At 44.1% G+C, this 24,589-nt stretch carries 29 protein-coding genes; 3 read left to right on the forward strand and 26 right to left on the reverse strand.

Annotation, left to right across the window (positions count from 1 at the left end; all coding sequences use genetic code 11):
* Positions 1-198: 198 nt before the first annotated feature.
* The gene (locus SG35_RS14225) at positions 199-732 is read left to right on the forward strand and encodes an NADPH-dependent FMN reductase (protein ID WP_044832841.1); all 534 of its coding nucleotides are present in this window, start codon (positions 199-201) and stop codon (positions 730-732) included.
* Between the two features lie 91 nt (positions 733-823).
* Here SG35_RS14225 and SG35_RS14230 read toward each other — a convergent pair whose 3' ends face one another.
* The 6 genes from SG35_RS14230 to SG35_RS14255 all read right to left on the reverse strand — a co-directional run bounded on the left by SG35_RS14230 (position 824) and on the right by SG35_RS14255 (position 4,736).
* A complete protein-coding gene (locus SG35_RS14230) occupies positions 824-1,129 on the reverse strand; it encodes a hypothetical protein (protein WP_044832842.1) in 306 nt (101 codons plus the stop codon).
* Between the two features lie 138 nt (positions 1,130-1,267).
* On the reverse strand, positions 1,268-1,534 hold the full coding sequence (locus tag SG35_RS14235; RefSeq protein WP_044832843.1) for a hypothetical protein: 267 nt from the start codon (positions 1,532-1,534) through the stop codon (positions 1,268-1,270).
* 202 nt (positions 1,535-1,736) lie between these two features.
* Positions 1,737-2,864, reverse strand: a complete 1,128-nt coding sequence (locus SG35_RS14240; protein ID WP_044832844.1) for a GNAT family N-acetyltransferase — start codon at positions 2,862-2,864, stop codon at positions 1,737-1,739.
* Positions 2,865-3,112: 248 nt separating this feature from the next.
* The gene (locus SG35_RS14245; protein WP_152646621.1) at positions 3,113-3,490 is read right to left on the reverse strand and encodes a hypothetical protein; all 378 of its coding nucleotides are present in this window, start codon (positions 3,488-3,490) and stop codon (positions 3,113-3,115) included.
* Between the two features lie 10 nt (positions 3,491-3,500).
* Positions 3,501-3,875, reverse strand: a complete 375-nt coding sequence (locus SG35_RS14250) for a cupin domain-containing protein (protein ID WP_044832846.1) — start codon at positions 3,873-3,875, stop codon at positions 3,501-3,503.
* A 138-nt stretch (positions 3,876-4,013) separates the two neighbouring features.
* A complete protein-coding gene (locus SG35_RS14255; protein ID WP_044832847.1) occupies positions 4,014-4,736 on the reverse strand; it encodes a glycine-rich domain-containing protein in 723 nt (240 codons plus the stop codon).
* A gap of 241 nt (positions 4,737-4,977) precedes the next feature.
* On the opposite strand from SG35_RS14255, the gene SG35_RS14260 reads away from it, so the two are divergent.
* Complete coding sequence (locus SG35_RS14260) at positions 4,978-6,678, forward strand: alkaline phosphatase D family protein (RefSeq protein WP_044832848.1); 1,701 nt, start codon at positions 4,978-4,980, stop codon at positions 6,676-6,678.
* A gap of 121 nt (positions 6,679-6,799) precedes the next feature.
* Here the strand turns inward: SG35_RS14260 and SG35_RS14265 are convergent, their stop codons facing one another.
* The 6 genes from SG35_RS14265 to SG35_RS14290 all read right to left on the reverse strand — a co-directional run bounded on the left by SG35_RS14265 (position 6,800) and on the right by SG35_RS14290 (position 11,138).
* Entirely contained in the window at positions 6,800-7,207 is a 408-nt protein-coding gene (locus tag SG35_RS14265; protein ID WP_044832849.1) for a GFA family protein, read from the reverse strand.
* A 58-nt stretch (positions 7,208-7,265) separates the two neighbouring features.
* Complete coding sequence (locus SG35_RS14270; protein WP_152646622.1) at positions 7,266-7,676, reverse strand: aldehyde-activating protein; 411 nt, start codon at positions 7,674-7,676, stop codon at positions 7,266-7,268.
* A 105-nt stretch (positions 7,677-7,781) separates the two neighbouring features.
* Entirely contained in the window at positions 7,782-8,357 is a 576-nt protein-coding gene (locus tag SG35_RS14275) for a YdeI/OmpD-associated family protein (protein WP_044832850.1), read from the reverse strand.
* A 75-nt stretch (positions 8,358-8,432) separates the two neighbouring features.
* Positions 8,433-8,870 (reverse strand): hypothetical protein, encoded by a 438-nt coding sequence (locus SG35_RS14280; protein ID WP_044832851.1) that lies wholly within the window; start codon positions 8,868-8,870, stop codon positions 8,433-8,435.
* Positions 8,871-8,930: 60 nt separating this feature from the next.
* A complete protein-coding gene (locus SG35_RS14285; RefSeq protein ID WP_044832852.1) occupies positions 8,931-9,434 on the reverse strand; it encodes a hypothetical protein in 504 nt (167 codons plus the stop codon).
* Positions 9,435-9,602: 168 nt separating this feature from the next.
* Entirely contained in the window at positions 9,603-11,138 is a 1,536-nt protein-coding gene (locus SG35_RS14290) for an AbgT family transporter (RefSeq protein WP_044832853.1), read from the reverse strand.
* Positions 11,139-11,560: 422 nt separating this feature from the next.
* Between SG35_RS14290 and SG35_RS14295 the strand changes: the two genes are divergently transcribed.
* Complete coding sequence (locus SG35_RS14295) at positions 11,561-12,823, forward strand: IS110 family RNA-guided transposase (RefSeq protein WP_044836286.1); 1,263 nt, start codon at positions 11,561-11,563, stop codon at positions 12,821-12,823.
* Positions 12,824-12,855: 32 nt separating this feature from the next.
* Here SG35_RS14295 and SG35_RS14300 read toward each other — a convergent pair whose 3' ends face one another.
* The 14 genes from SG35_RS14300 to tssA form a co-directional block, all read right to left on the reverse strand.
* Complete coding sequence (locus tag SG35_RS14300) at positions 12,856-13,257, reverse strand: hypothetical protein (RefSeq protein ID WP_044834506.1); 402 nt, start codon at positions 13,255-13,257, stop codon at positions 12,856-12,858.
* 90 nt (positions 13,258-13,347) lie between these two features.
* A complete protein-coding gene (locus SG35_RS14305; protein WP_152646721.1) occupies positions 13,348-13,761 on the reverse strand; it encodes a hypothetical protein in 414 nt (137 codons plus the stop codon).
* A 607-nt stretch (positions 13,762-14,368) separates the two neighbouring features.
* Positions 14,369-15,751 (reverse strand): phosphatidylserine decarboxylase family protein, encoded by a 1,383-nt coding sequence (locus tag SG35_RS14310; RefSeq protein WP_044834645.1) that lies wholly within the window; start codon positions 15,749-15,751, stop codon positions 14,369-14,371.
* Between the two features lie 246 nt (positions 15,752-15,997).
* Complete coding sequence (locus tag SG35_RS14315) at positions 15,998-16,261, reverse strand: SymE family type I addiction module toxin (RefSeq protein WP_044834507.1); 264 nt, start codon at positions 16,259-16,261, stop codon at positions 15,998-16,000.
* A 298-nt stretch (positions 16,262-16,559) separates the two neighbouring features.
* Positions 16,560-17,006, reverse strand: a complete 447-nt coding sequence (locus SG35_RS14320) for an NADAR family protein (RefSeq protein WP_044834508.1) — start codon at positions 17,004-17,006, stop codon at positions 16,560-16,562.
* Positions 17,007-17,210: 204 nt separating this feature from the next.
* Positions 17,211-19,397 carry an OsmC domain/YcaO domain-containing protein gene (locus SG35_RS14325; protein ID WP_044834646.1) on the reverse strand — a complete coding sequence of 729 codons (2,187 nt, stop codon included), beginning with the start codon at positions 19,395-19,397 and terminating at the stop codon, positions 17,211-17,213.
* A gap of 271 nt (positions 19,398-19,668) precedes the next feature.
* The gene (locus SG35_RS14330; protein ID WP_044834509.1) at positions 19,669-20,025 is read right to left on the reverse strand and encodes a nuclear transport factor 2 family protein; all 357 of its coding nucleotides are present in this window, start codon (positions 20,023-20,025) and stop codon (positions 19,669-19,671) included.
* Between the two features lie 97 nt (positions 20,026-20,122).
* A complete protein-coding gene (locus SG35_RS14335; RefSeq protein WP_044834510.1) occupies positions 20,123-20,566 on the reverse strand; it encodes an NUDIX hydrolase in 444 nt (147 codons plus the stop codon).
* A gap of 193 nt (positions 20,567-20,759) precedes the next feature.
* Entirely contained in the window at positions 20,760-20,930 is a 171-nt protein-coding gene (locus SG35_RS14340) for a hypothetical protein (RefSeq protein ID WP_160298334.1), read from the reverse strand.
* A 152-nt stretch (positions 20,931-21,082) separates the two neighbouring features.
* Entirely contained in the window at positions 21,083-21,538 is a 456-nt protein-coding gene (locus tag SG35_RS14345; RefSeq protein WP_236702650.1) for a hypothetical protein, read from the reverse strand.
* A gap of 15 nt (positions 21,539-21,553) precedes the next feature.
* Positions 21,554-21,940, reverse strand: a complete 387-nt coding sequence (locus SG35_RS14350; RefSeq protein WP_152646722.1) for a hypothetical protein — start codon at positions 21,938-21,940, stop codon at positions 21,554-21,556.
* 307 nt (positions 21,941-22,247) lie between these two features.
* The gene (locus tag SG35_RS14355; RefSeq protein ID WP_044834512.1) at positions 22,248-22,553 is read right to left on the reverse strand and encodes a hypothetical protein; all 306 of its coding nucleotides are present in this window, start codon (positions 22,551-22,553) and stop codon (positions 22,248-22,250) included.
* A 154-nt stretch (positions 22,554-22,707) separates the two neighbouring features.
* A complete protein-coding gene (locus SG35_RS14360) occupies positions 22,708-23,343 on the reverse strand; it encodes a FimV/HubP family polar landmark protein (protein WP_044834513.1) in 636 nt (211 codons plus the stop codon).
* A gap of 88 nt (positions 23,344-23,431) precedes the next feature.
* A complete protein-coding gene (tssA, locus tag SG35_RS14365; RefSeq protein ID WP_044834514.1) occupies positions 23,432-24,577 on the reverse strand; it encodes a type VI secretion system protein TssA in 1,146 nt (381 codons plus the stop codon).
* Between the last annotated feature and the right edge of the window lie 12 nt (positions 24,578-24,589).

Consider the following 24,589-nt stretch of genomic DNA (forward strand, 5'->3'; position numbering starts at 1 on the left):
ACCCACAAGTTCCCTGATTGACCCGGAAAACCTCCTTCAGCTAAGCAGACGGCTAAAAAACGGAACACTTGTTCCCCGGGCATATTTGGGCGACCGATATCGATATAACTGCTTGATACTAACCGGCCTTTTTTATTAGGATAAATAAACCGCTACAATTAGCGCTATTGCCATAACCAAATACCTTTAGGATCCCAGATGAAAATTATTGCCTTTGCCGCGAGCAACCATAAGAAATCCATCAATAAACAATTAGTGGCATACGCCGCACAGCTACTGACCAAAAGTGAAGTTGAGCTCCTGGATTTAAATGATTATGAATTACCCCTGTACAGCCAGGACAAGGAAGAAGAACTGGGGCACCCTCAACTGGCAAAGGCTTTTTTGGCCAAAATAACCGAAAGTGACGGCATACTCATTTCTTTTGCCGAGCATAACGGCTCTTATACCGTCGCCTATAAAAACCTGTTTGACTGGTGCTCCCGTATCGAACCTAAGGTATTTCAAAACAAACCTATGGTGCTGCTGTCAACCTCTCCGGGATCTATGGGGGCTTCCAGCGTACTGGCCACAGCAATACAGTCGGCCCCGTATTTTAACGGCATTGTTAAGGCCAGCTTATCGATTCCGAGCTTTTTTGACAATTTTGACAGTGAGAAACAACAGCTCAAACACCAAGAGCTGGATGAGCAGTTAAAAGATGCCGTCAGCCACCTCAATCACCTCAAGTAAGCATTCTGCTCAAGAAGTGGACATCAATGGTTTTCACTATTGATGTCCAGGAAGTGTCATTAACAAATAGTTGAAACATTTTATAAAATGGTTATTTGTTATTTTGACTATTGCCGGAGTTAAACGCAGGATATTGATTTGGCTGTGGGTAATGTATCCTTGGCTGTGACTGCTGCATTTTGCCAAAGACATAATTGCCAACAAGACCGCCCGCCGTACTACCTGCCGAAGGCCGGGTATTGACCTTCTGGCCGGTGGCATGTTCAAAGCCAGATTGTGCAAACCCGCCGGCAAAATCTGAGGTAAATTGCCTTAATTTATTCATTTGCTCTCCTTTGTTGATCCGGGGCATGCCCGATTGCTGCCCCGCCTGACGAACACCGCTTTTATTCGGCATTTAAAATGCCTGCCAAATAGGATGAATGAACCGGGTTCTGATGAGATGAATTGCATATTTTCAGGGAGTTTTCTCCCCGGTAATGCGGGTAACAACTCATAAAATCCCGGTTTCAACAACCCTCTTTGCCGGATAATATTAATTAGTGGTTCGGCTATGATAGCTGCCCTGTTGATGGGTATGAACATCATAGGTTGAGCCACTATTACTGCGTACCCGGATGATCTGCGAGTTTTGATTGCTGCTGCTGGTCATCCCGGAAGCCTGATCCTGGGCACTGTTATAGTGATGGACATTAAGCACCGTATCAGAAGCAAAGACAGAGCCGTTACTCTGGGCATTACTCAGTACCCTCTGACTGAGGGCACTATTGCCTATACTGTTTCGTCTGTGTGCATTTGACATAAATTTTCACCTTATTTGCTGATAAAAATAGAGGTTAATACCTTACATGAAGGTACTAACCTCAAAGGCAGAAACTGTGCCAGTTACGCACTTAAACTCCAGGGTTTAACATACTGTTATTTATGCATATTTTTATTTTATTATTGATATAAATGTCCCTTTAAACGGCCAAGTTGTGCTCAGGGTGAAAATTGACCCGTCTTCATTTGCACGGAGCAAAGTATTTTTCTTCCAGCTCAAGCTCTGAGTCCTGAGCCTGCAACAACCAATTCAGCTCCCGGTATAAGTCCCATTGGCTTTTCTCCGGCCCCAGGTAATAAAAGGTCTCATTGGCAAAAGGCGGTTTTATTTCGAAATTCAGCGGGGTAAAGCCCAGCTTGGCCATGGCCTTTTGCGACGGGACATTATGGTGATAAACCTTGGCATAACAGCAGTCCTGGGCAAAATAACGTTGTGCAAGGGCCAGCAATCTCGCCACTGCTTTAGGGCCATAACCCTGTCCCTGAAAATCGGCCCCGAGCCAGTAATAAAAAAAGCCAACCCCCTGATAGACTTCCAGGGAAACTGAGCCGATAAAACCCCATTCGATATGCATCACCGCAAACAGGTAAAGCCCCCGCTCTTGCCGGCAGCTGTTAAGCCACTGCAGCCACTGCTCGTTTGAGGTAAATTTCGGTAAGTTACATAATTTTCGGATACGGGAGTCGGCATATTGCCAGCTGAAGTTTTCCAGGTGCTGTTCGCTAAGCGGCAGTAACATCAGCGGATCATCTTGCAAATCCGTCAGGGCAAACGGCAGCTGCTGCCGTTGCGATTTGCAGTATTCATAGTTGGTGATCAGTTCGGGGTCAAATGGCCGGGCCAGCAGCTGGTTCTCCAGTACCGCCAGTGCCTCGCTATACAAGCCCATTTGCTCCAGGCAATAACTTTGTTTGATGCAAAGTTCGTTGATATTTAAAGTTTCGGTGCCGGACGGATTGAGGTTTGTTTTGCTACCGCCCTGATTTATTTCAAGCAACTTGCCGCAAATCGAGGCCAGTAAGGGCCAGTCACTCAAGTAACCGGCCAAATCACTGGCCAGTAATAATTGTGCTTGGGATAATGCTGGACTTTCCGGTGCCAGGGCCTGGCGCATCTGTAACATCAGCTCCAGTCTTTGCCCTGCCCCTACCTGGTTATGTGCAAGCATATCGGCGGCTTGCAGCCAGTTAACGGCCCGGCCAGCGGTTGACAGAGCCGACAAAGCATTTAATTCCGCCGTTTGTTGATAGGCAGAAACACTGTTAACTTGATTACGTTCGCTCGTTGGGATCAGGGACGCCGTTGCCATGACATTTCCTGTTAATTCATTTTGTTACCCATACATAAGCTTTAAATGGCAAATTCAGTGCCAGCAGACAACCTCATTGAAAGAGTAAGCTAATCGATTGTTTTATAAGATATTAGTGAGAAGATGCAGCTCGTTTTCCCGGCAAGTTTTAATCGGCTGCATACTTTTTGACCCTGAATTGGGCTGTTTCGGGTTAAAAGCAACCCGAATTTCATCCGTAAGCGTCGCTTCAACAGCGCTGATATCTACTAAAAGGTAATATCTGCCAGGGCATACATTTTCCACCCTTCGCTGGTACGGCTAAAGGCATAAAAGCCGTGTACCGACTCTATTTTTGAGCCGTCTGCACGGCGCCGCACGGCAAAAGCCACCGCATGTGCTTCTTTATCATTAATGCCCTGGATCTCAAATTGCCAATCGGTTGAGTGATCCCATGCCTTTTCCGCTTTGAGTTTTTGCGGGTCAATCGGGTATTGCTCACATAAGATCATTTTCCCGTCTTTAAGATAAGTGAGCGGGTATTTAACCATGTGATCGATTAGAGCAACATTGTTGGTTTTAAACCCCTCGACATAATACTGCATATAAGTTTCAAGTAATTCTTCTTTGAGCTGACTCTCAGTCACCTTTTTCTCCTTAAATCCAAACATCATTTTCTGCGGTAAGTGCCCCGCCGGTATCCCCTGTATTGATCACACCTTGGGGTTCGATGATCATCACCTGACACAGCTCTTGTGCGTAAGGTTTGTGCTCAACCCCTTTGGGAATAACAAACATCTCACCGGCGGATAACGCTATGGTCTTGTCACGAAGTTCAATGGTCATATGGCCGGAAATTACCATGAATACTTCATCTGTGTGCTCATGGCTGTGCCAGGTAAACTCTCCGTGAATTTTCACCAGTTTAAATTGCACCTGGTTCATTTGCGCGATGACTTTCGGCGTCCACAATTCATCAAATAATGAAAATTTGTCCGCGATATTAACCTTATCTGTTCCTTTCGTTGTCATCGTAATTCTCCGTATTTAGTTAAAAACTGCTCACGGCATACTGGTAATGAAGCAAACTGAAATTAAATAAGGAGAGCTATGCCCTTCCCCTGCATGTCAATAACGTCGGCAATTTGCTACACGCCAGAGCAATGGATGTTAATCACCACCACCTCCACAGCTACTTCCCCCGCCACCGCAACCTAAACCGCCGGAGTCCCCCGAACCACCCGAGCATCCGCCACCACCAAAGCCGGTATCAGATGAACAGCCAATATGTGTGACACAGAATGCTGCGCCGGAGGATTGGCTTGTATGTGCTCCCTTATATGAGCCTGACGATACCACACCGGATCTCATACAATTAAGCTCATAGCTAAAACCGTCTTCAATTTTCAAACGGGCATCGAGCGCAAAAACCAGGGGAAGTTTTTTCGGGGAACGCGGGTTGATCGTTTCTCTTAAACAGGCTAAACGCCAGATATGTTTGATCCCGGCCTGGGCAATGACCTGTGATTGCATCGCCTCTGCCGGAGTATGATGTAAAAAACGGCCGAAAGCATGCTTACAAAAGGTCTGATAGTTGCGGGTAAAAAGAATAAATTCATGCCAGGCAACATCTATTACCTGGGACGGCATAGCGATCATCTTGCCGGCGGCTAAGTTGTTCAAATGGAAATATTCACGCAGGCCTTTAATAACCTGCGCTAACTCTCCGTCATTAAGGTGAGGATAAGTTTGTGCCACCTTTTTGCTAACGGCATCGGGAAATTGATAACTGTTGATATAACTCATTCGCCTTTTGGCCCTGGCTTTGAAATAAAACAAACCTGCCGCCGTGACTAAAAGGCAAATGACGATAATGTAAAAGACTAGTTCCATCTTTGAGTGCTCCGGGAGATATACAGCTAAATTAAATCCATCGCGCCAATATACCCCCTTAGCAGGCAGCAGGCAAAAAGAATATCGAATGAGCACAGTAATCACCGCCGTAAACGGAGGGGTAGGCTCCCGGATAAAGTCATAAAACTTTTATGTTACTGAAATGTTTTTGAAATTATTCCTCTGCAAACTGCACCGCGCTTTATCGGGAAGCCAACTTCATACTTTTCAGGGAATAATCATGCGATACCTTACCACCTTAACCTTGCTGGCAATAAGCGGCATCAGCCATGCGGCGCCGGAAGTTCACTACGACCAATGCAAGAGCAGTTTTAACTACAAGCTAAATACTTATTTGGGCACCACAGATGCCGATAATTCAGGCCAGCAGTGGTGTTACCTGAAATCTCCGGTTGACGGCTCCAGCTGGGGGATGGTACGCGAAGAAACCATACCCCTGCAACAGACCCAGGGGGGCGAAAACTGTAATGCGGTAACCGAATACCAGGGAGAGAAAATTCACGGCTGTACCTCAAAAAACCACACTTCTCCCTGGTGTTATAAGCCTTCCGGCGGCTGGGACGAATGTAAGCTGCCCGCCGGGGAGCCCCTGCTGGCCCATAAGCAGTTAAATACGAGCAAAAGACTCGATACCATCAGCGCAGGCTCCTGTTTTAAGGTGAAAGGCGATATGCCGGCGGCCATGAGCAGGGTTATAGCTCAACAGCCGGATCTGTTCTTATGGCTCGGGGATAATATCTATGCCGATACCACAGATATGGCCCTGATGGCGCAAAAATACGATGATAAAAAACAAAACGCTGATTACAAGCGTTTCCTTGAGGCTGATATCCCTGTGATGGCCACCTGGGACGATCATGACTTTGGTGCCAATAATGACGGCAAGTATTATCCCAAACGGGCACAAAGTCAGCAGGCGTTTTTACACCATTACGATGTGCCCGCCGATGACCCGCGTTTTCATGGCCAACAAGGAATTTACAGCGCAAAAATGGCCGGTCCCGCCAATGAAACGACCCATGTGATCATGCTTGATGCCCGCTATTTCCGTTCGCCGACTTTTTCCGGCTACGGCCAGTGTGAAGGCGAGAACTCCACTATACTCGGCCAGCAGCAATGGGCCTGGTTGCAGGCCGAGCTAAACAAAAAATCCGAAGTAAAAATTATTGTCAGCGGCATTCAGGTATTGCCGCCGTTAAACCAGGAGCGCAATAAATCAAGCTATTGTGCCTACGGTGACGGCAAGCAATTTGACCAGGCTATCAGTAATCTGCAAGAGCAGGATATGTCGGGCACCAACTACGAATCCTGGGCGGAAATGCCCCAGCAGCGGGAAAAACTGCTGCGAATGGCGCAAAAGTCCATGAATGACGGCAATGCCACAGCGATCATTTTTGTCTCAGGCGACCAACATTGGGGTGAACTGCTGCAAAAGAACATGCCGCCATCAACAGAGCACGGCGCTGCGGTAGCCTTGTATGAAGTTACTGCTTCCGGCTTTGGTCAAAACTGGCCCTATCATATTCCCAACCCGCTACGACTGCCGGTTTATGCCGATAGTGCAGGCAACGGAAATTTTGATAACCAGTGTAAACTGCCGTTTAAATATGGCGGTATTGAATATAAGGGCTGCATTACCCGGGATAATACTAAGCCCTGGTGTTATACCGAGTTAGACAGCAGCGGCAAGGGTATCGAAGGGAAATGGGGTAATTGTGCCCCCTCAGGTGCTGCTATTCCCACAGGGAAAGTAGGGGTTGTTTCAGCCGATATTGCCGCATTAACCACAGATGATCGTCATCTGGTAAACAAGTCCGGCAGTAACTACGGTAAAATTGATATCGACTGGCAAAAACGGACAATAAAAATGGCAATAGAAACAGCAAGCGAAGAAGCCGTTTCAACCGTGATTAATTTCTAGGTATTAAGCATCAGGCTGTGCAGGAAGCACACCGGCGAGCGTTCCTTGAGCACAGTTACCTGATATCAGGGTAATCGATAATCTTGTGAGCTGGTCCGGTAAGTTTACCGGGCCAGGGCTGTTACGAAGGAAATTTATCAACCTTAGCGATATTTTCCAAGTTATCGTCCCAGTCAGCTTTACTTGAAACGAAAATATGGGCATTAGGCTGAATCGACACTTCATCATCCAGGCTCCCGGCCGGAACCACCAGTAATTGCCCGTCCATCTGAATATTAGGCATGGCTGAGCCACAAGTTAAGCAAAAACTCTTTACATGTCGGGTTTGGGGCAGATTAAAGGTTTGGATGTTATCTTGCCCGGATAACCAGTTTAGCTTGGCACTGGTTGAAAATAGGCTGGCGGCATGGGCCGAGCCGGTATCCTTTTGGCAGTATTGGCAATGACAAAGAAAGAAATTGTCAAACTCCCCTGCTATCTCAAAATTTACCTTACCGCAAAGGCAAGAGCCTGTTTTTTTTGAACTCATGTTATTTCCCTAAACATAGATTTAATTTTCTAATTGATGTTTTTTTGTGATGAGTGAACTAATCACAAAACTCAACCTTTAACCAAACCGTATTCCAGCGGTTAAGTTTTTCTTCCGGAGCCAAAGTTTTTGGTGACACGGAAACCGCAGGTTTCAAATTGTATTGCTTCTCAAACATGCGTGCATTTATTGCTCCTTTTGTGTGATTATCAATTTCACAAGTGACAACAACCAAGTCATGGCAGGATGAACATTGCCAAAACGAAGCTTGCTCTGAGCCTTGCTTAAATGGTTCAAGTTCACTTGAGTGATAAACTTTCAGTTGACCATTTGAATCTGATAAATATGACAAACTTCTTGCCATGCAAAAATCGCAATCACATGCTCTTGGTTCGTATTCTTCAATATTCTTCGGTAGTGAAATTTTAATCGCTACCTTGCCACAACTACAAGTGCTTGAATAATTCATATATTTCTATCTCCGATGGCTTCGATCACATAACATTTTTCAGCCCCCGTGGTGTACTTGTACGCGGAGCTTGGATTGACCGGCTTTGTTATGTCTTTTTGAAGGCTAAGCAGGCTTTTCTTCGCTGGCAAGCATGTCCATGAACTTTTCGAATCGCCTCTGCCTGGTTTCTGGTTTTTTCGCACTGGTTAACCCGTAGGCGATAACATAACGACTCGATTTAGTAAGCGTTTCAAAAAACAGTTTCGCTTTTGGCCTGCTCTCAAGTGCCGCTAAGAAATCCGCAGGCACTGTCATTTCACTTGCCGCATAGGCATTCTCCCAGCGGCCATCTTCTTTGGCAGAACGTACATGCACGAGTCCGGGCTCTTTCATCCGGCCCTCACTTATCAGACGCTCTGCATGTTCTCTGTTTCTCTTCGACCAGTTGCTCCGCGTTTTCCTGGGAGTGATCCGCTGGATATAGGCTTGGGCATCAAGTGACTTCTTGATGCCATCAATCCAGCCCCAGCACAACGATTCAATCACGACATCGTCCCAAGTCACGCTCACAATCCCGGTCCCTTTTTTGAAGATCTTCACCCACAGTTCATTTTCGGTGGCGTGATTTACCTTGAGCCACCGGCCGAGATCTTGCGGCAATGCAAAGGTCATGATTTTCGCTAAATCGGGGTCAGGCATGAACTAGATTCTCTTTGGCATAATGCTTTGAACAGCGAAGAGTGCGTAACGACTCCGCTGGTTTAATTTATTAGGCTACTTTACTACGGAAATATCCAGATGAGTACCTTCTAAATACGACATTTTCATTTTATTTGGATGGGAAAACAAAACGTTACCGTCTTGAGACATTTTACCGCTCTTTTTATGAATAAATATCGCTTCTCCTGGAGTCGCGGAAAAGCCTTCATATGTTGCTACTTTCCAATACGCACCATAATCGACAATGATACCGGTAGCTCCACAACTGGCAGCTTTAGGTGTGAAAGCAAAGTTCTTGATAATAATATTCGCTTCTTGATAATCAATGCCATTGGAATAATCAATATTTTCTAATTCAAACTTCCATGATTCGTATAGGTATTTATTATCAACTTGGTGAACCTCTATGACATTTTGCTCACTTAGCACTTGCTGCTCATGAGCGCTTACCCAAAAAGTAACAATGAATGTCATTAAGATAAAATATCGCATACTTATCCACGCCCCCTAACCCATACAGCTGCGGAGAAAGTAACCCGTCGGCTACACTTGTTAAGGCTTTTTGCAAATATCTGAGATTGCATTTTTCCAATGCTCCATTTCTTTAACATTAACCGCTATGGAATCGTCTTCGCCATTTTCATTGATAAACATGATACGCAGCATTTTCCTAACAGGTGAAACACCTTTTAAACGGCGAACAAACTCTACGCCTTGAAGCCTTGCTGTTGGGACTGCAATGACCAGATCGAGAAGAATAAGTTCAAAATACAGGAAATCTTCAGTGAGTGCGATATAACCCATACCACTTGCTTGAGAATAGCCGGATGACTCTAAAGCTCTAAGCATAATATGTTCTGTCGGCATGATGACTTTCTGTCCCGCTATTTTTCTTTCAACCCGCTCCTGTACAAGTTGCTGCCGACGCCATAAAAAGTAAAAAAACCATACAAGTAATGAAATGGCGATCAAAATTGCAATATACATATGGCTCATAAATAAAAAAGTAAGCACAAGTATTAATACATTGATCGCTAAAGCCAATGTAATTCTCACTGAATATACCTCGCAACTCAAGCAGAGCACATAGCGCCGATTTAGGGGCAGTGACATATGCCTCTTACTCACAAGGAGCAGCGCCCCCGTTTTTCATATTTACCCATTCAATTATTGAAACTAGATAGCTCGCATAAAGTTGAACAAGTTAGGTTTGACCTGGCCAAATCAATTAGCAAAATATTCATAACTACTTTGTAAACCAAGCGGTAGGCCAAGTTGCCAGTAGAGCAATAAAAATAGACTCCAGACGACGATAAATACGACGGAGTAAGGCAGCATCAATGCCGTTAAAGTACCAATGCCCGAGCTGGTAACATAGCGCTGACAATAGACCACAACTAAGGGAAAGTATGGCATCAACGGAGTTATGATATTCGTACTGGAGTCACCAATACGGTAGGCAGCCTGTGCTAAATCAGGCGAGATGCCCAGCTGCATCAGCATGGGGATGAATATCGGGGCTAACAATGCCCATTTGGCAGAAGCCGAACCGACGAATAAGTTAATAAATCCCGTAAGAAATATAATACCGACGATGGTAAACTGTGCCGGAAGCGCCATAGCCTTTAAGAACTCAGCTCCTTCAACCGCCAATAACACCCCTAAGTTAGATTGCCCAAACGCGTAAATAAACTGAGCAATAAAAAACATGATGACTAAGTAATATCCCATACTCGACATGGCTTTACTCATGCCTTCAATGGCTTGTTTTGAATTACGTATCTTGCCTATGGCAATGCCATACACCAGGCCAGGAATGAAAAACAGCAAGAAAATTAATGGCACAATGGATTTCATTAACGGCGACGAAAAAGACGTGAGTGAGCCATTGTCATCTCGCCAGGGAGAAGTATCAACACTTGCACTGAATACCATAACCACAGTACCAACTACTATGGCAAGTAATGCCCAACGCAACGCCATGCGTTCTTCTTGTTGTAATGGCTCCATGGTTGGCAAGTCACTGAGATCGCCATCGAGTTTATTTTCTGTCAACTTAGGTTCGATAATTTTGTCGGTAATCGCCCAGCCAAGCACTGTAATCACTATTGAAGAGACCGCTGTGAAATAGTAATTATTCAATGGGTTTAATAAAATATTAGGGTCTAGTAATTGAGCACCCGCTTGCGATATTCCCTGCAACATGGGGTCGAGCGCTGAAGGAACAAAGTTTGCCGAAAAACCGCCCGATACACCGGCAAAGGCCGCAGCGATGCCTGCTAAGGGGTGGCGACCTGCAGCATAAAATATTACACCGCCCAGAGGGATCACCAATACATAGCCCGCATCTACCGCCGAGTGACTGACAATACCGACTAAAATCACCATAGGAGTCAACAGCCAAGTGGCGGTTTTGGCCATGATTGCCCTCAGGCCTGCATTGATAAAGCCGCTATATTCGGCGACACCAATACCAAGCATGGCAACTAAAACCACGCCAACCGGATGAAAGTGTGAAAAGTTGTTTACCATGACTGAGAAGAACTGAGTAAGGGCCGGGCCACTCAATTGGTTGATTACCTGTATTCCTTGGCCAGATCTTGGATCGACGGCTTCAAAACTGACGCCGGACAGTGCCCAGGATAAGCCCCATACCAACAACAATAAAAAGACAAATAATGCAGCAGGATCTGGCAATCGATTACCAATTATTTCTACGCGATTAAGAATGCGCTGCACTCTTGACGGTTTTGCGTCCATGTTGAGCCCCGAATTTGATTGAATTTTACTCTACCGATATTAACGAACATATCGAAAAATTAAAGAGAAATTATAGGATTATGTAAACATTATCAATTCATGGAGCCGGGTCGGTAAACACGACTGAGTATGAGAAAACAGTGGAGTAGCCCATTAGCCAGCATATAACATTAACTTATAGTTTGACCGTTTCATTTATTTATAGATTTACCTTTTCCTTAAATGGGTGGAACATGCTTCTGTTGGCTACGAATAGTGAGGCGCGAACAGACTATGTTCATAACAAGACGTTCGAGCCAACAGAAGTGACTTGTTTCAAAACGCATACTCAGGGATTTTCGTTGCACCGACTATCTATAAGACCTGCGAGAAACGAGTTTTCAGCATATTCCAGTAGTTACTTTACGCCGAGGAGGTTAGAAATGAAAGCCCCTACTGTCGATGATTTCGCTGCTTTAATTGGAATTGATTGGGCAGATCAAAAACATGATATCTGCGAGAACCCTACCGGTTCTAAAAAGTACCTTCATTCCGTTGTTTCGAGTAAGCCAGAATCCATTGATAATTGGGCTATGAACCTAAAAATACGTTATCCAAACAAGCAAGTTGCCATCGCTTGTGAACTTCAAAAAGGACCACTCATTAATGCTTTGAGCAAGTATTCTCATCTTACGATATTTCCTCTCAACCCTTCTAGCGTCGCCAAATATCGGCAAGCATTTACACCTAGTGGAGCCAAAGACGACCCTTCAGATGCTTATTTACAGGCTGAAATCTTGGCGCTTCACATGGATAAATTAACGGTAATTCAGCCAGAATCAGCAGAAATCAGAGCATTGTCACAACTTGTGGAGTATCGTCGAAAGATAGTGCAAGACCGTGTCGATTTAACAAATAAAATTACAGCAACACTAAAAAACTATTATCCACAGGTACTTGAGTGGTTTTCTGAAAAAGACACGATTATTTTTTGTGACTTTATCAAGAAATGGCCATCATTGATGCAGGCAAAGAAAGCTAAAAAACAGTCCTTACAGACTTTCTTCAATCAACATAATTCCCGATACCCGGAAGTAAATGCAACTAGAATTTCGTTAATAAAAAAGGCGACTACGCTAACCGATGATCTGGGAGTTATTGAACCTAATAAGATCTTGATTGAGATTTTAATACCCCAACTCAAAGTACTGATTAAAGGGATTGAACAGCTGGACAGTGAAATAAAGCAACGTTATAAAAAGCAAAAGGATAGGGTTATTTTTGATAGTTTCCCTGGAGCTGGGCCTCAATTAGCCCCTCGCTTACTTGCTGCATTTGGCACAAAACGTGACCGATATACTGATGCATCGGCACTTCAAAAATATGCAGGCATTGCCCCTGTTATTGAGCGCAGTGGTAAACAAAAGTGGGTACATTGGCGGTATAGTTGCCCAAAATTTTTAAGGCAGACATTTGTGGAATGGGCAGGGTTATCTGTACGCTTTTCATTTTGGGCAAAAGCTTATTATGAACAACAAAAAAGCAAAGGTAAGCCACATAATGTGATTATCAGATCACTGGCTTTCAAATGGATAAGGATCGCATTCAGGTGTTGGAAAACCCGAACACCTTACAATGAATCTATGTACCTGGAAGCTTTAAAAAGACGGGACTCACCGCTGTTAAAGTTTGCTGTTGGCGCTTAATTTTTAGTTGTGGTCCACCTCAGGGCGTGTTGTTAGGCATATTTTTCTAATACTTCGGGAATAGAGAATATCGGCAACAAGCCGTTGGCATTCTTGATCTGTTCATCTTGAGTAAGGAAAATCCCATCATTTCCTCTTTCACAGCATAAATTAATAAACATTTGTAGTTCTTTGTTTTGCTTTCTTTGCTGCTTGGAGGTCAGTTGAAGGATTAGATACAAAGCCAAAGGGGTACCGGTATAAAGGGTATACTGATGAGAAAAAATATCCCAAAGACCATCATTTATTGCGTCTAGTTGCTCATCTTCGTCAGCATTTTCATCAACCATCAAGTTAATAAGTTTAGTAAAATACTTTCTATCAGCAGGACCTCTACAAGTGTTGTATTTGCTGAAGTCTGCATTTTCTATATCTCCGATATTAGCTAGTTCCAATAACGCCCCCTGCTATGCCTAATGCCAGCCATAATTTGCTGCCTGAAGCGTAGCGTAAGGCGCTCAAATGGATAGTCTTGTTATGTTTCATCACCACACATTAAATGAAAAATGAAACGCAATTGCAATCAAGAATAAGATGAAACCAGTAAGCCTGATACGCTTTCCAAACTTATAATACTGATGTTCATTATCTCGCTTATCATAATGATCTATGACAACTGACAAAAGATATGCGCATAAACAAATCATACCGGCATACACTAACCATGCTGCAAGACCTGAAAAATGGAAAATATCACGTCTACTTGGAATATAAAGATCATCCGTATAAACTCCATATGCACCATAAAATAGTAACGATATTGAAAGTATTATGTGGAGCAAACGATTACCAATCGATATTGAGTTGGGAATGTAATTCCCCTCACCATCTACTTGCCTAACAGGCGCATCAAGGTCTACCTCTGACTGTAGTTCCGATGCTCTTTGACTATCATCCATATTTTTACTCTTCATCTGTATAACCACAAAAATACGCTTAGAGCGTAAAAAATATTTTTAACAGTCAATAACTTCGTAAATATCATATAAATTATTTTTCGAGAAACTATTATAATTTGGCTCCATTCGATATCACAAGCTGAAACATATCGCAATAATCGACGGGAGGTACTAGCGCCCAGCGATATTGGCGCGCAATTAATTTATAGCCTTGAATACGCCCAGTATGAGCATGGACTAATGAGGTGAAATACCTCTGTAGGAAGAACACCATTTATTAACTTATTATTAGACGCTAAAGACCAGCGAATGGCAAGAACTTATCCGCGAGCGCCAGCAAAACTATGTACTAATGAACAAGAGCATCATATGAGGCGTAGGCTGGAGAGCGAGTACTTCGCAGTATCGGTCAGTTCATTGAAAAATGCCTGAAACTGGTGGTGACTGCACTTCACTATCCTAAATGAAGCGCCCGGTGTAAACCCGCATGAAGGATGCTATTGGTAAGGGCTGGCTAGTGCCAACCCTTACCCGATTAAAATTGATTGCAACGACCTCTAATATGGTTACTTAACCATAGCTGAGCAATACAACTTACCACAGGCTCTTAACGTGAAAACCAAACACCGATTTGTGAGCCAATATTGGTTACATTCTCCCCTGCCCCTGAACTGTTCGTTGCCCCTTCGGGGCGTTGCGGGTAGTGATTACCTTGATCGTCCATGAAGACAAGCTGCTTGTCTGGAAGGTTTTGGAAAATAATCACAAAAGAAGAGCCGCCATAGTTGAACATCCCCATTTCCTGGCCCTTGGTGACGGTAGCCCCTGCTGTCATCTGATCATTGAATGTAATTGTTGACACTTCGCTCATGCCCAAGGGAATGCAGCAAATATAACCGTAATCAGGGGTTTCAATCACCATCAAACCACGAGCATTGACTTCAGCAAGATATGGTAATGAGGCCGTTGTTGCACCGCCAAAATCCGGCAGAACGAGCTTATTAAAATAGGCTCCAGGAATACTGATTGGATCAAACAAAATCTTACCGTTTGCCGGCACCCACCAACGGTGGAAATTATAAGGATTGAGATATGTCTGGAACACGTATCCGCCCTCAAAGAGTGAAGGCAAATCATATTCATCAATGACACTCTGTTGCTCCGGCAGTGGAGAGCTGAGGATATCGTGCAACGAGTAGTTCATGTCTTTGAACCAAAAAGTGTCATCCTTATTCACCTGCCAATCCCAGCGGAACAAGGAGCCGTCATTAGGACAATTTACGATTTGGTTATTGTCAGGAGCGGCAATAGGACGAGCGCTGGCAGAATCTTTGAATTGACGCGTAAAAAACGAATTCCAGGATGACCAGTAAGGAAGTGTTGGGCTGTCCTTCTTCCACAGATCAAATTGATAAGAAGCTTTAGCTTTTCTTGACAACCATTGCTCTCCCTCGACGGAGAATCCCTGTGCGGAGGCTGCTGTGCCGAGGAATTCATGCCATTTGTTCAATACCGCTCCCATCTTTTGATTAAACTCAGGCAGTCCCAAAAGCTGAGAACCTGGCAAGGTTGGATCAATTCCCACCGTGAACCCGGAAAAAGGCAAACCAACAAGATCATCATTAATGTAACGGGGCCACCAAGTCAGCAGATAATTGCATACAAGTGCGAAAAAAGCAGCATTAGGAATCAAAGGGATCGGTACACCATCCGTATCTAAATCTGGGGTGTCCCGCATAGTTTTATTCTGGCGACAGGCCGTAGTCATCAAATAGGACACTGTAGGATCATTTGTAAGATATTCGAATAGCGCTATCACGGTAGGATCAATCCAACATTCATCTCCCTGAATTGTTTCGACTGTTCCGGCTGCTTCACTCACTTCCGCATGAAACTTTAACCAACTTTCGCTTCCGGGCTCAGGAAGCCACCCGTGTCTATAACTGCTTGGGTATGGTAGCGCTTTGGCTGAATTGTATAAACTGCTCATATAAACCTTCTCCCTTATAATGCTTAACGATATAAATAGAAATCTTAAGCCATCCATTTTCCATTGATGTATTGCAAAGGAATTATAGTATGAGGAAGAAAAAACTCCATGACACCAGACAGTTAATACGATGTGTCCAGCTGCTAACATCCGCCTGAACAGCGAACCGCTTGTGGCCAAGCTGCTGCGCCTGCACACAGCTTGGCTTTTATTTGACCGTTATTGGCCGGTTTATTTCTCCGTTATTTACCTATCCTGCTTAGGGCTGATGAGAAGTTCACCCTGATTTACCGTAATACTAACCTTTTGTCCAATGGGAAAACCGGCCAGCTTAAGCCACTTTCCCCTGAGCACGATGCAAGGTTCAAGTTTTACCGGCACATAGTTAATACCTATGCCGCGGGTTTTCGAAGCCGTGCAACAAACAGTTTCTTGCACGGTAAGTTGCCGATAAATAGGATATTTTACTTTTGCCGAGCCAAGCTCTGACGTATGATGACATTCAGCCATGACGTACTCCTGGTTAGTTCGTTGTGGTTAGCGACCTCTGGGTGTTGGTAGCACTCAGGGGTTGCGCCTTTGCTTGCTGCATAAATAGCAGCCGTTGACTATTGAAGGTACTGGAAGTGGTGCTCTCCTGATGTCGGTGGATTGCACTATTAAATAAAGACCTTTTTGGCGGATAAATCAGGCCGGGGTTGTATTTAGTATTGGGCTTACTTATACATACTGTATGGATTGCTGTACACAGGATTAAACACTTTGGAAAACATTGTATTATTGAGTTAACACAATCGCGGCACTCTTGTCAGGTTGATTCGCTTCTTATCTCGTTTCTCAACTGCATCAGAAGTACGCCTAGTCGGTTTTTACCATTCCCCTTTGGGCCAATTCCCCAATATTTATCAAATGGTGAATTTTCAACTAACTCTTTTTTGCCGGTGCCAAGCAATACCGCTTTCAGTTCAGGTTTTTTAAACTTTTCTCTCAGCCCAGCGAGCATGATCTCTTCTTTGACTGCGTCCCAATCCCGGCGGATAGGCACGGCTCGCGACTGTCCTAAGTCTTTCGCTTGCTTTGGAGAGCCACAATTTAAAATTTTATCAAATTGCTCTGTCCCCTCAAATTTCATGGCCTGAAAATAATGCTCCATAGTTCGCCATTTATGTCCATCAAGCACAAAACCAAATCCGGCAAAGTTTGATAGCTGATAATATTTGTCTTCTTTATTAAAGAAGTAGATCGTTTTCGCCATATATTCCCGGAGCCTAACAGCCAACAAATCTTTCGCTGGTGTTGTTTTGGTTAATTTAACTGTTTCTTGGACTTCATTCTTAAACGAATTTGAAAAATAGCAGCGAGGATAATCTCAAGGATACCAAACCCTGGTGCAGCAGTGCTGTGTTAGCGTGCCTTTATAAAAGCTTTACAATAAGCACGCTAACACTAGTTCACCGCTTTACTTGGCGGCTAACACCCGGCGGGCCTGATGAAGCTTTTTATAGCTTTCAATCAGTCTCAAGTGTTTGTCCAGCCCTTCAAGCTTCATGCTGGTTTTGGTCAGGCCAAAGAATTTCACTTCGCCGGTTACCGAGCCAACAACATTCTCCATGTTCTCTTTACCGAACATTCTGCCAAGGTTGTCAATAAAGTGCTCCAGCTCCAGTTCTTCGTCCAGCACAATCTCAAGTACGGTATGAACGGCTTGATAGAACAAACCGCGCTCTACCGTGTTGTCGTTATACTGCAAGAACTCTTCTACCAGCTCAATCGCCTGGTCAAGCTCACCTAATGCCAAGTAAATAAGAATTTTCAGCTCAAGAATGGTTAGCTGGCCCCACACGGTATTTTCGTCGAACTCAATACCAATTAAGGTGCGGATATCGATATAAGCGTCCAGCTGGCTTTCTTCCAGGCGCTCCACCAAACTTACCAGGGCATCATCGCTTAATGAGTGGAGATTGAGGATATCTTCACGGTAATGTAGCGCCTTGTTGGTATTGTCCCAAATAAGGTCTTCAACCGGATATACTTCGGAATATCCCGGCACCAGAATACGACAAGCACTGGCGCCGAGCTCATTAAATTCGGCAATATACACTTCTTTGTCCAGCTGCTTTAAAATGGCCAGCAAGCTTTCGTTTTCTTCGGCATTGCTGCCGGAGAAATCCCACTCGCAGAATTCATAATCATGCTTGGCGCTAAAGAAGCGCCAGGAGATCACGCCGGTTGAATCGATAAAGTGATCAACAAAGTTTTCCGGCTCAGTAACCGCCATGCTGTTAAAGGTTGGTTTGGGTACGTCATTTAACCCTTCAAAGCTGCGGCCTTGCAACAGCTCGGTTAAACTGCGCTCCAGCGCCACTTCAAAGCTGGGGTGGGCACCGAAAGAGGCAAATACCCCGCCGGTTTTCGGGTTCATCAAGGTGACACACATCACCGGGAACTGTCCGCCCAATGAGGCATCTTTAATCACCACAGGGAAGCCCTGCTCTTCTAAACCTTTAATGCCCGCTAAAATGCCCGGGTACTTTTCCAGCACCTGCATCGGCACATCCGGCAGCACAATTTCTTGCTCGATAATTTGCTTTTTCACTGCCCGCTCGAAAATTTCCGACAAGCACTGCACCTGCGCTTCATGCTGGTTATTACCCGCACTCATGCCGTTGCTTAAGAATAAATTCTCAATCAGGTTAGAGGGGAAATATACGGTTTTGCCGTCGGAATGACGTACGTAGGGAATTGAACAGATGCCGCGCTCAGCCATGCCCGAGTTGGTATCGATAAGGTGTGAACCGCGCAGTTCACCGTCCGGGTTGTAGATGCCCAGGCAGTAATCATCCAAAATGCCCTGAGGTAATTCGTCATTTTCGTCCGGCTTAAACCATTTTTCATTCGGGTAATGAACAAAGTCACTGTTGGCAATTTCTTCGCCGAAAAACTGGTCGTTATAGAAGAAATTGCAGTTAAGGCGTTCGATAAATTCGCCTAATGCCGAGCACAGCGCGCTCTCTTTGGTTGCGCCTTTACCATTGGTAAAACACATCGGTGAGGCGGCATCGCGAATATGCAGCGACCACACGTTGGGCACTATGTTACGCCAGGAAGAAATTTCGATTTTCATGCCAAGGTCGGCCAAAATGCCGGTCATGTTGGCAATGGTTTTTTCAAGCGGCAGATCTTTACCCAGAATATAAGTGCTGGCATCCTCTCCCGGGTGTCCCATCAGCATCGCCTGTGCGTCATCTTCCAGGCTTTCAACCGCTTCAACCTTAAACTCGGGGCCGGTTTGTACCACTTTTTTCACGGTGCAGCGGTCAATGGATCTTAAAATGCCCTGGCGATCTTTTTCAGAAATGCTTTCCGGCAGCTCTACCTGAATTTGGAAAATTTGGTTATAGCGGTTTTCAGGGTCAACAATGTTGTTCTGCGACAGTCTGATGTTGTCGGTAGAAATATCGCGGGCCGCACAATAGACCTTGACAAAATAAGCCGCACACAGGGCGGACGAAGCCAGGAAATAGTCAAACGGGCTGGGGGCCGAGCCATCACCTTTGTAGCGGATCGGCTGATCAGCGATAACAGAAAATTCGTCAAACTTAGCTTCAATTCTAAGGTTGTCGAGATAATTAACTTTGATTTCCATCGAACGGTTTCCGAAGTTGTGCGCTGCAATCGGAAGCATTTCAAACCTGATGTTTGAGGTTTTTGCCGGCTGCCAATTAGCGGATTGATCTTAATTGGGGGATTATCCTTGTTTTTGCGCCAATAGTCTTGGGTAAATTGCATTAATTGGTGAAATAGGTGTTTTTAAGGGGGGAACTATGGCGCACAGCGCGGGACTTGGATAGTCACTTATTTTTTTAGCCCGTTTTTATGAATGGGTTAACAATAGTAATAATTTCATCTCCCTAGTATTATTGAGGAATTGGCAGACCATGCTGCTTTAAAAATGACAGCTTATCCCAATAGCCCCTTTGAAACTGAATTTTGCCATTTATGATGTGAAAAAAACCACAACCGCGTAAGCCAAGCGGATCTTTCCACTCTAATATCGCCCATTCGCCATCTTCAAAAATATTCTCGACAATGCAAACCATGTCGGCTGTTGCAAACTCTTGTTCAAACTTGGCCCGAATAGCTTCTTTACCGACAACTTCACCATCAGCGACTTGATGATTGGTTGCATCATCACTGTAAAAGCTTGAAATAAGATCGGCATCGGCTTTATTAAATGCCTCAACCCATGCTGCTACAACTTTTCGTGGTTTCATGATCCAACCCTCTTGAGTTTAAAGTTTTTAGAGTAGGAAAATGATAGTTGCTTAAATGCGCACCGGCTAGGGATTATTTTTCTTATTTATTAAACCGTTATGCTTCAGTCCGCTCGGTAGCAATTTCTCTCAATGAGAATGGGTTTGAAAAGTCTGCCTGCTGATCCAAAGCCAGCGGTATTAGCCATTTAAGGTTTGGAATAAGGTTAGCGGGTAACTCATTCACTTCAAATATATGAACTTGTTCTTTTTCAATGGTACGCGCTTCAAAAGCAAGATCTGAAAGTGCAAAGTAAACATCTAAATCATAATAACCGGGGCGATGTATTTGCGTATAACAAGTCCAGTTTTCTTTAGCTATGGTAACCCCCGTTTCTTCTTTGAACTCTCTTACCATGGCATCGGGTGACAATTCGTTTTCTTCTATTTTTCCGCCGACACCATTAAATAATCCTTTTTGCCATTGCGGATTTAGTTTTTGTATTAAAACGACATGGGAGGAGTCTTTTGAGAACAGAAATCCCGCTACATATTTTTTCACTTAACTTCCCTTGGAACATAGCGCCACATCAAGCGGCATAAAAACGCCAGATTACACTTTACCAGGTAAAAAACCTATGGATATTTGTCTTTTTGATATCTCTTGGGCAAGCTGTCGGGTGGATGTTCAATTAAGAAAAAGCCAATAAAAAGCCCCATAAAAATGAGGCTCAATTCAATACAACTGGGTAAATTTAGATTTCCTTACAGGCATGTCTGCCGTCGGTCCAGCTACATGCCGGCGCATCCGTTAACTGATATGTGGTGGGGTTGCCGCCACCAACTTGTGGTGTCATGCCTAGGGGAAGCGATTTCGCATCTTTAGAGAGGTTTTTTAATTTTTCTTTTGTTAGTTTGAGTTTCATCTCTAAGTCCTTTTTTGTGATTAATTGTTGATGTCTGTTATTAACACTGACATCAACAAATTACGGTTAAAGTGGTTAAAAGTCAAACAACAAGAAGGTTTTTTATTTACCTTTGGGAGTGATATCAACGACAGAAAAAAGGGGCGCTCTTGTTACATCTTCTGCCCCTGCTTTTCTACAGCCGAACTTGATTGACCGGTTAAATTTTTAACTTGCTCAAGCTCAGATTCAGTGAGTTTCCCGTAAAGGCGCGGATATGGCCAGCCATAACCCCACCTGAACTTGGTCGGTAAAAACGGTGTGCCGCCAATCCTTACACCAGCCAGCATCAGCAGTGCTATTTCGGGTTCTCCAACCTTAGCTACACAAGATTCTAAAGCTTTATCGGATTCCAGACGTTCTTGATAGGTACCACCTTTCCAGTAGTCATAGTCATGTTGATAGCAGCAAGACAGCCACAGTTCGTTTTGTTCAAGTGTGCCATCAGGGAAGGCGCTGCAGCCATCACTTACGAACGGCTTTAAAGTATCAGCTTTACTTGAAAGGGAAATAAGGGCCACTATGGCCAAAACTAAAATTTTCTTCATCTGGTTGTAGTGCTGATTCATGGTGAAAGGTTTTGCTTACTCAATGACTGGCGCTTCTTTTTGTCCGCCATTTAGTATATTTTCTGGAATATTGCTGTAATTGTTTACTTCGGTATAGTGAGTTAAATAGAAACAAACCTGACAAAGGTAATCTATAGCAACTGTTCGATAACATTCAGTATTTGGCTTCGGCGAACGTACTTTAATTTCAGCGCTAGCTCGTCTGATGAATGTAGGAATGTTTTCATAATTTTTACTTTCAAACAATGCCACGATAGTGTTTACATAACTGACCATAGGGAAACTCACATCATTTCTCCGATAACATTGCTCGGGAACATAGCTTGGATGATTGAGTACGCGGTGGAATTTTTTGATTTCCTTCACTGCTTTCTTGGCACCGTCTAATGGTGATGACATCATCCCTCCCCTGAGGTGCAACTGAGTTAAACGACAAACTCTTAGTAGCTCCTAATTAAAGCACCGGAGTATGTTCGAGCGACTTATATCAAATTTGTAATTGGGTCACTTTAGCATTTGTTATCCGCCAATAGCTAGGTTTCTTGAGGATCAACCTGCCCGTGATTTTAATTTGAAGCAAGAGCAGGCGCACCTCTATAGAGCCAAACCCATCAATCCGTTTTTCTCAATACAACACACCAACGAATTGGCAGGGCTATGATCTCCCCTATCACTGCCTAGCTTTGACTGTCCTAAATGTTCGGCTCTGCTAGGCGATTTTGAAATACACAATGCTAATCACTAAAACCAACATAACGTAAGATAAGAATTGAATACCAGCTTGTCGGTGTCTACGTGCAAGCTCACATATAGCGTTATTTGAAATGCTTTGTAAAAGCTTTGAACCTTTAGGGGATATAAATACTAAAGGGATCATTAAAAACTTTGGAGAGCCTAATTTTTCCCATATCTCCGGCTCAAGAGTTTTTACCGATTGATAATACTTATATTCAGCGGCAGCTGAACGAAACATAAGTAATGCCCAAATAGAAACGAGAACAATTGAAAGTAACATAATCCCTCCAAACTATCTGATTATACTATCTATGATAAAAAACCTAACATTGCAAAGCTGCCAATGAAATTAGGACAAGACTAGCCACCACGAATAAGCGGTAAGTATTAGTAATTAAGAATAAGCTGTTAGTGAAATCTTTTGATTGTTATATCTATTTACGCCATTTCTCATTATGCAATTCTACCTGCTTATCTGCATGATTTTTACTAAGATATTTTGGCGATTTGGGGAGTGATAAAAATACTCCGTCATGCAAGTTATTAATATTCTCATCGTAAAACGCATGTGGATTATATTTATATAGTGCCATTAGAGTTTGGTTGGTGGTAACACCATTTGGGCTTAATTCTTCTGCAATTGAAGTGAGAGTATCCCCCTGTTGTACAGGACCGTAACATAAACCTCTTTTCGCAAATCCTAGCATGTGTACATTGCATGGTTCACTGTAATCGCTTTGAATTATGTATTCACTAATTACATATTCAAGTTTCTCACGAACGACCTCAGCTGCTTCTGTATCCATGAACGTAGCGGTTGCCGCAATAATTGCAAAAATTGATGCCGTAATTTGAAGGCGAATATTGATGCTTCCCGGCTCAATACTGACAACGTCAAATTCAATTCCGTGGTCATTAATTAGTGACTCGCGCAACTTATTAAGTAGCTCTTCTATAAACTCATCTCTGTGAGGCCAAATACGTTGATGCCCAAGACAATTAGGAGTATCAATTGATATAAGTGCGGTAGCAATGCTAATACTAGCAGTATTTACTTTATTCTTTATCATGTTCCACCTTATGTAAGATACTGCTTGCAGCGATTAAAATGTAACGACCTAAACAACAGGCTTAACTAACTGAAAAATTCTTCTAACATCAATGTTCCCGCTCAACATTCAGTCCCATAATTTCAAAAATATTCAATTGCCCCCCCTTAGCCAAAAATAACTCCTGATAGAGATCCGGCGCCGACTTTTCTCCCCATTCACAGGCGGTATACACCAAATAAGGCACAGGACTATGCGGATCATCCTGCATTAAAAATTCCGCCGCCTTACGCAAGCAAATAAAAGCATCACTGCGATCTCGGATCGGGCCGTCTCCCGAGCCGCTGCCGCCGGGTTTGCCCATATCATCCTGCCCTTTCCCTGCATCGCCAGCATCCCCCTCCCCTTTACCGGCAGCAAGCAGCTCTTTCTCTGGCTCCCGGGCCAGGGATATGCCGCGACGGGTAAGCTCTTTACTGAGCATGTCATCAATTTGTCGCAGCAATTCGCTGATATCGCTCAAATTAGGACTGTCATTGCCGCAACAGTTATCCAGCCAGTCTTGCAAATGATTTAATGCCAGCAAGCCGTCTTCAAGCTGATAAACCAGCTTGAGCAATTCATCCGGTGGCGTCGCGGCCAGGCGCTGTTTAATGCTTTGCGGAGTCGCCCCGTCCCATTCAGTATCCACTTGTTGCTGGTTTTTAAGCTTGTCGTAATGGCAGGCGCTTTCCCAGTCGTTCCAGCAATACTCTTCGCCGTCAAGCTGGGCTTGGGTGATAGGGATTAATCCCAAAACCGGCAGCAGTTTTTTATTGAGCCAGTTTAGAGCGTTGGTGCGATATTCTATGTCGCCATCCACCATTTCCGGATGCATATTGGGCCAGTATTTTTCACATAATGCTTCTATCAGTAACGCCGCCGGTGCTATACCGGCAAAACCGTTAAGATGAATACTCGCTTCAAATAACCAGACCCCCAGCTGCAGATCTTTGCTTTTTTCTGCCAGAGCTTCCAGGGCGAGTTCCTTTACCTTTTGCCAGTCGGCGGTTTTTAATTCATGGGTCCATACCCCCATCGGCAGCGTCGGATCATCGGCCTCACGGGCTTGCTTGATGTTAAAATACACCCCGTTATGGCGCACCGACTCGCCTACCTGCTCCTTGCCTATAGGTGCCAGTAATTCTGTTAAGGTATAGCCATAAAAATGCTGGATATATTCATCTGGTGATTGCTCTGCTGTTGCTAATCTCATCTTGGCACCATT

Origin of the sequence: Thalassomonas actiniarum, assembly GCF_000948975.2 — a bacterium.
Lineage (GTDB): Bacteria > Pseudomonadota > Gammaproteobacteria > Enterobacterales > Alteromonadaceae > Thalassomonas > Thalassomonas actiniarum.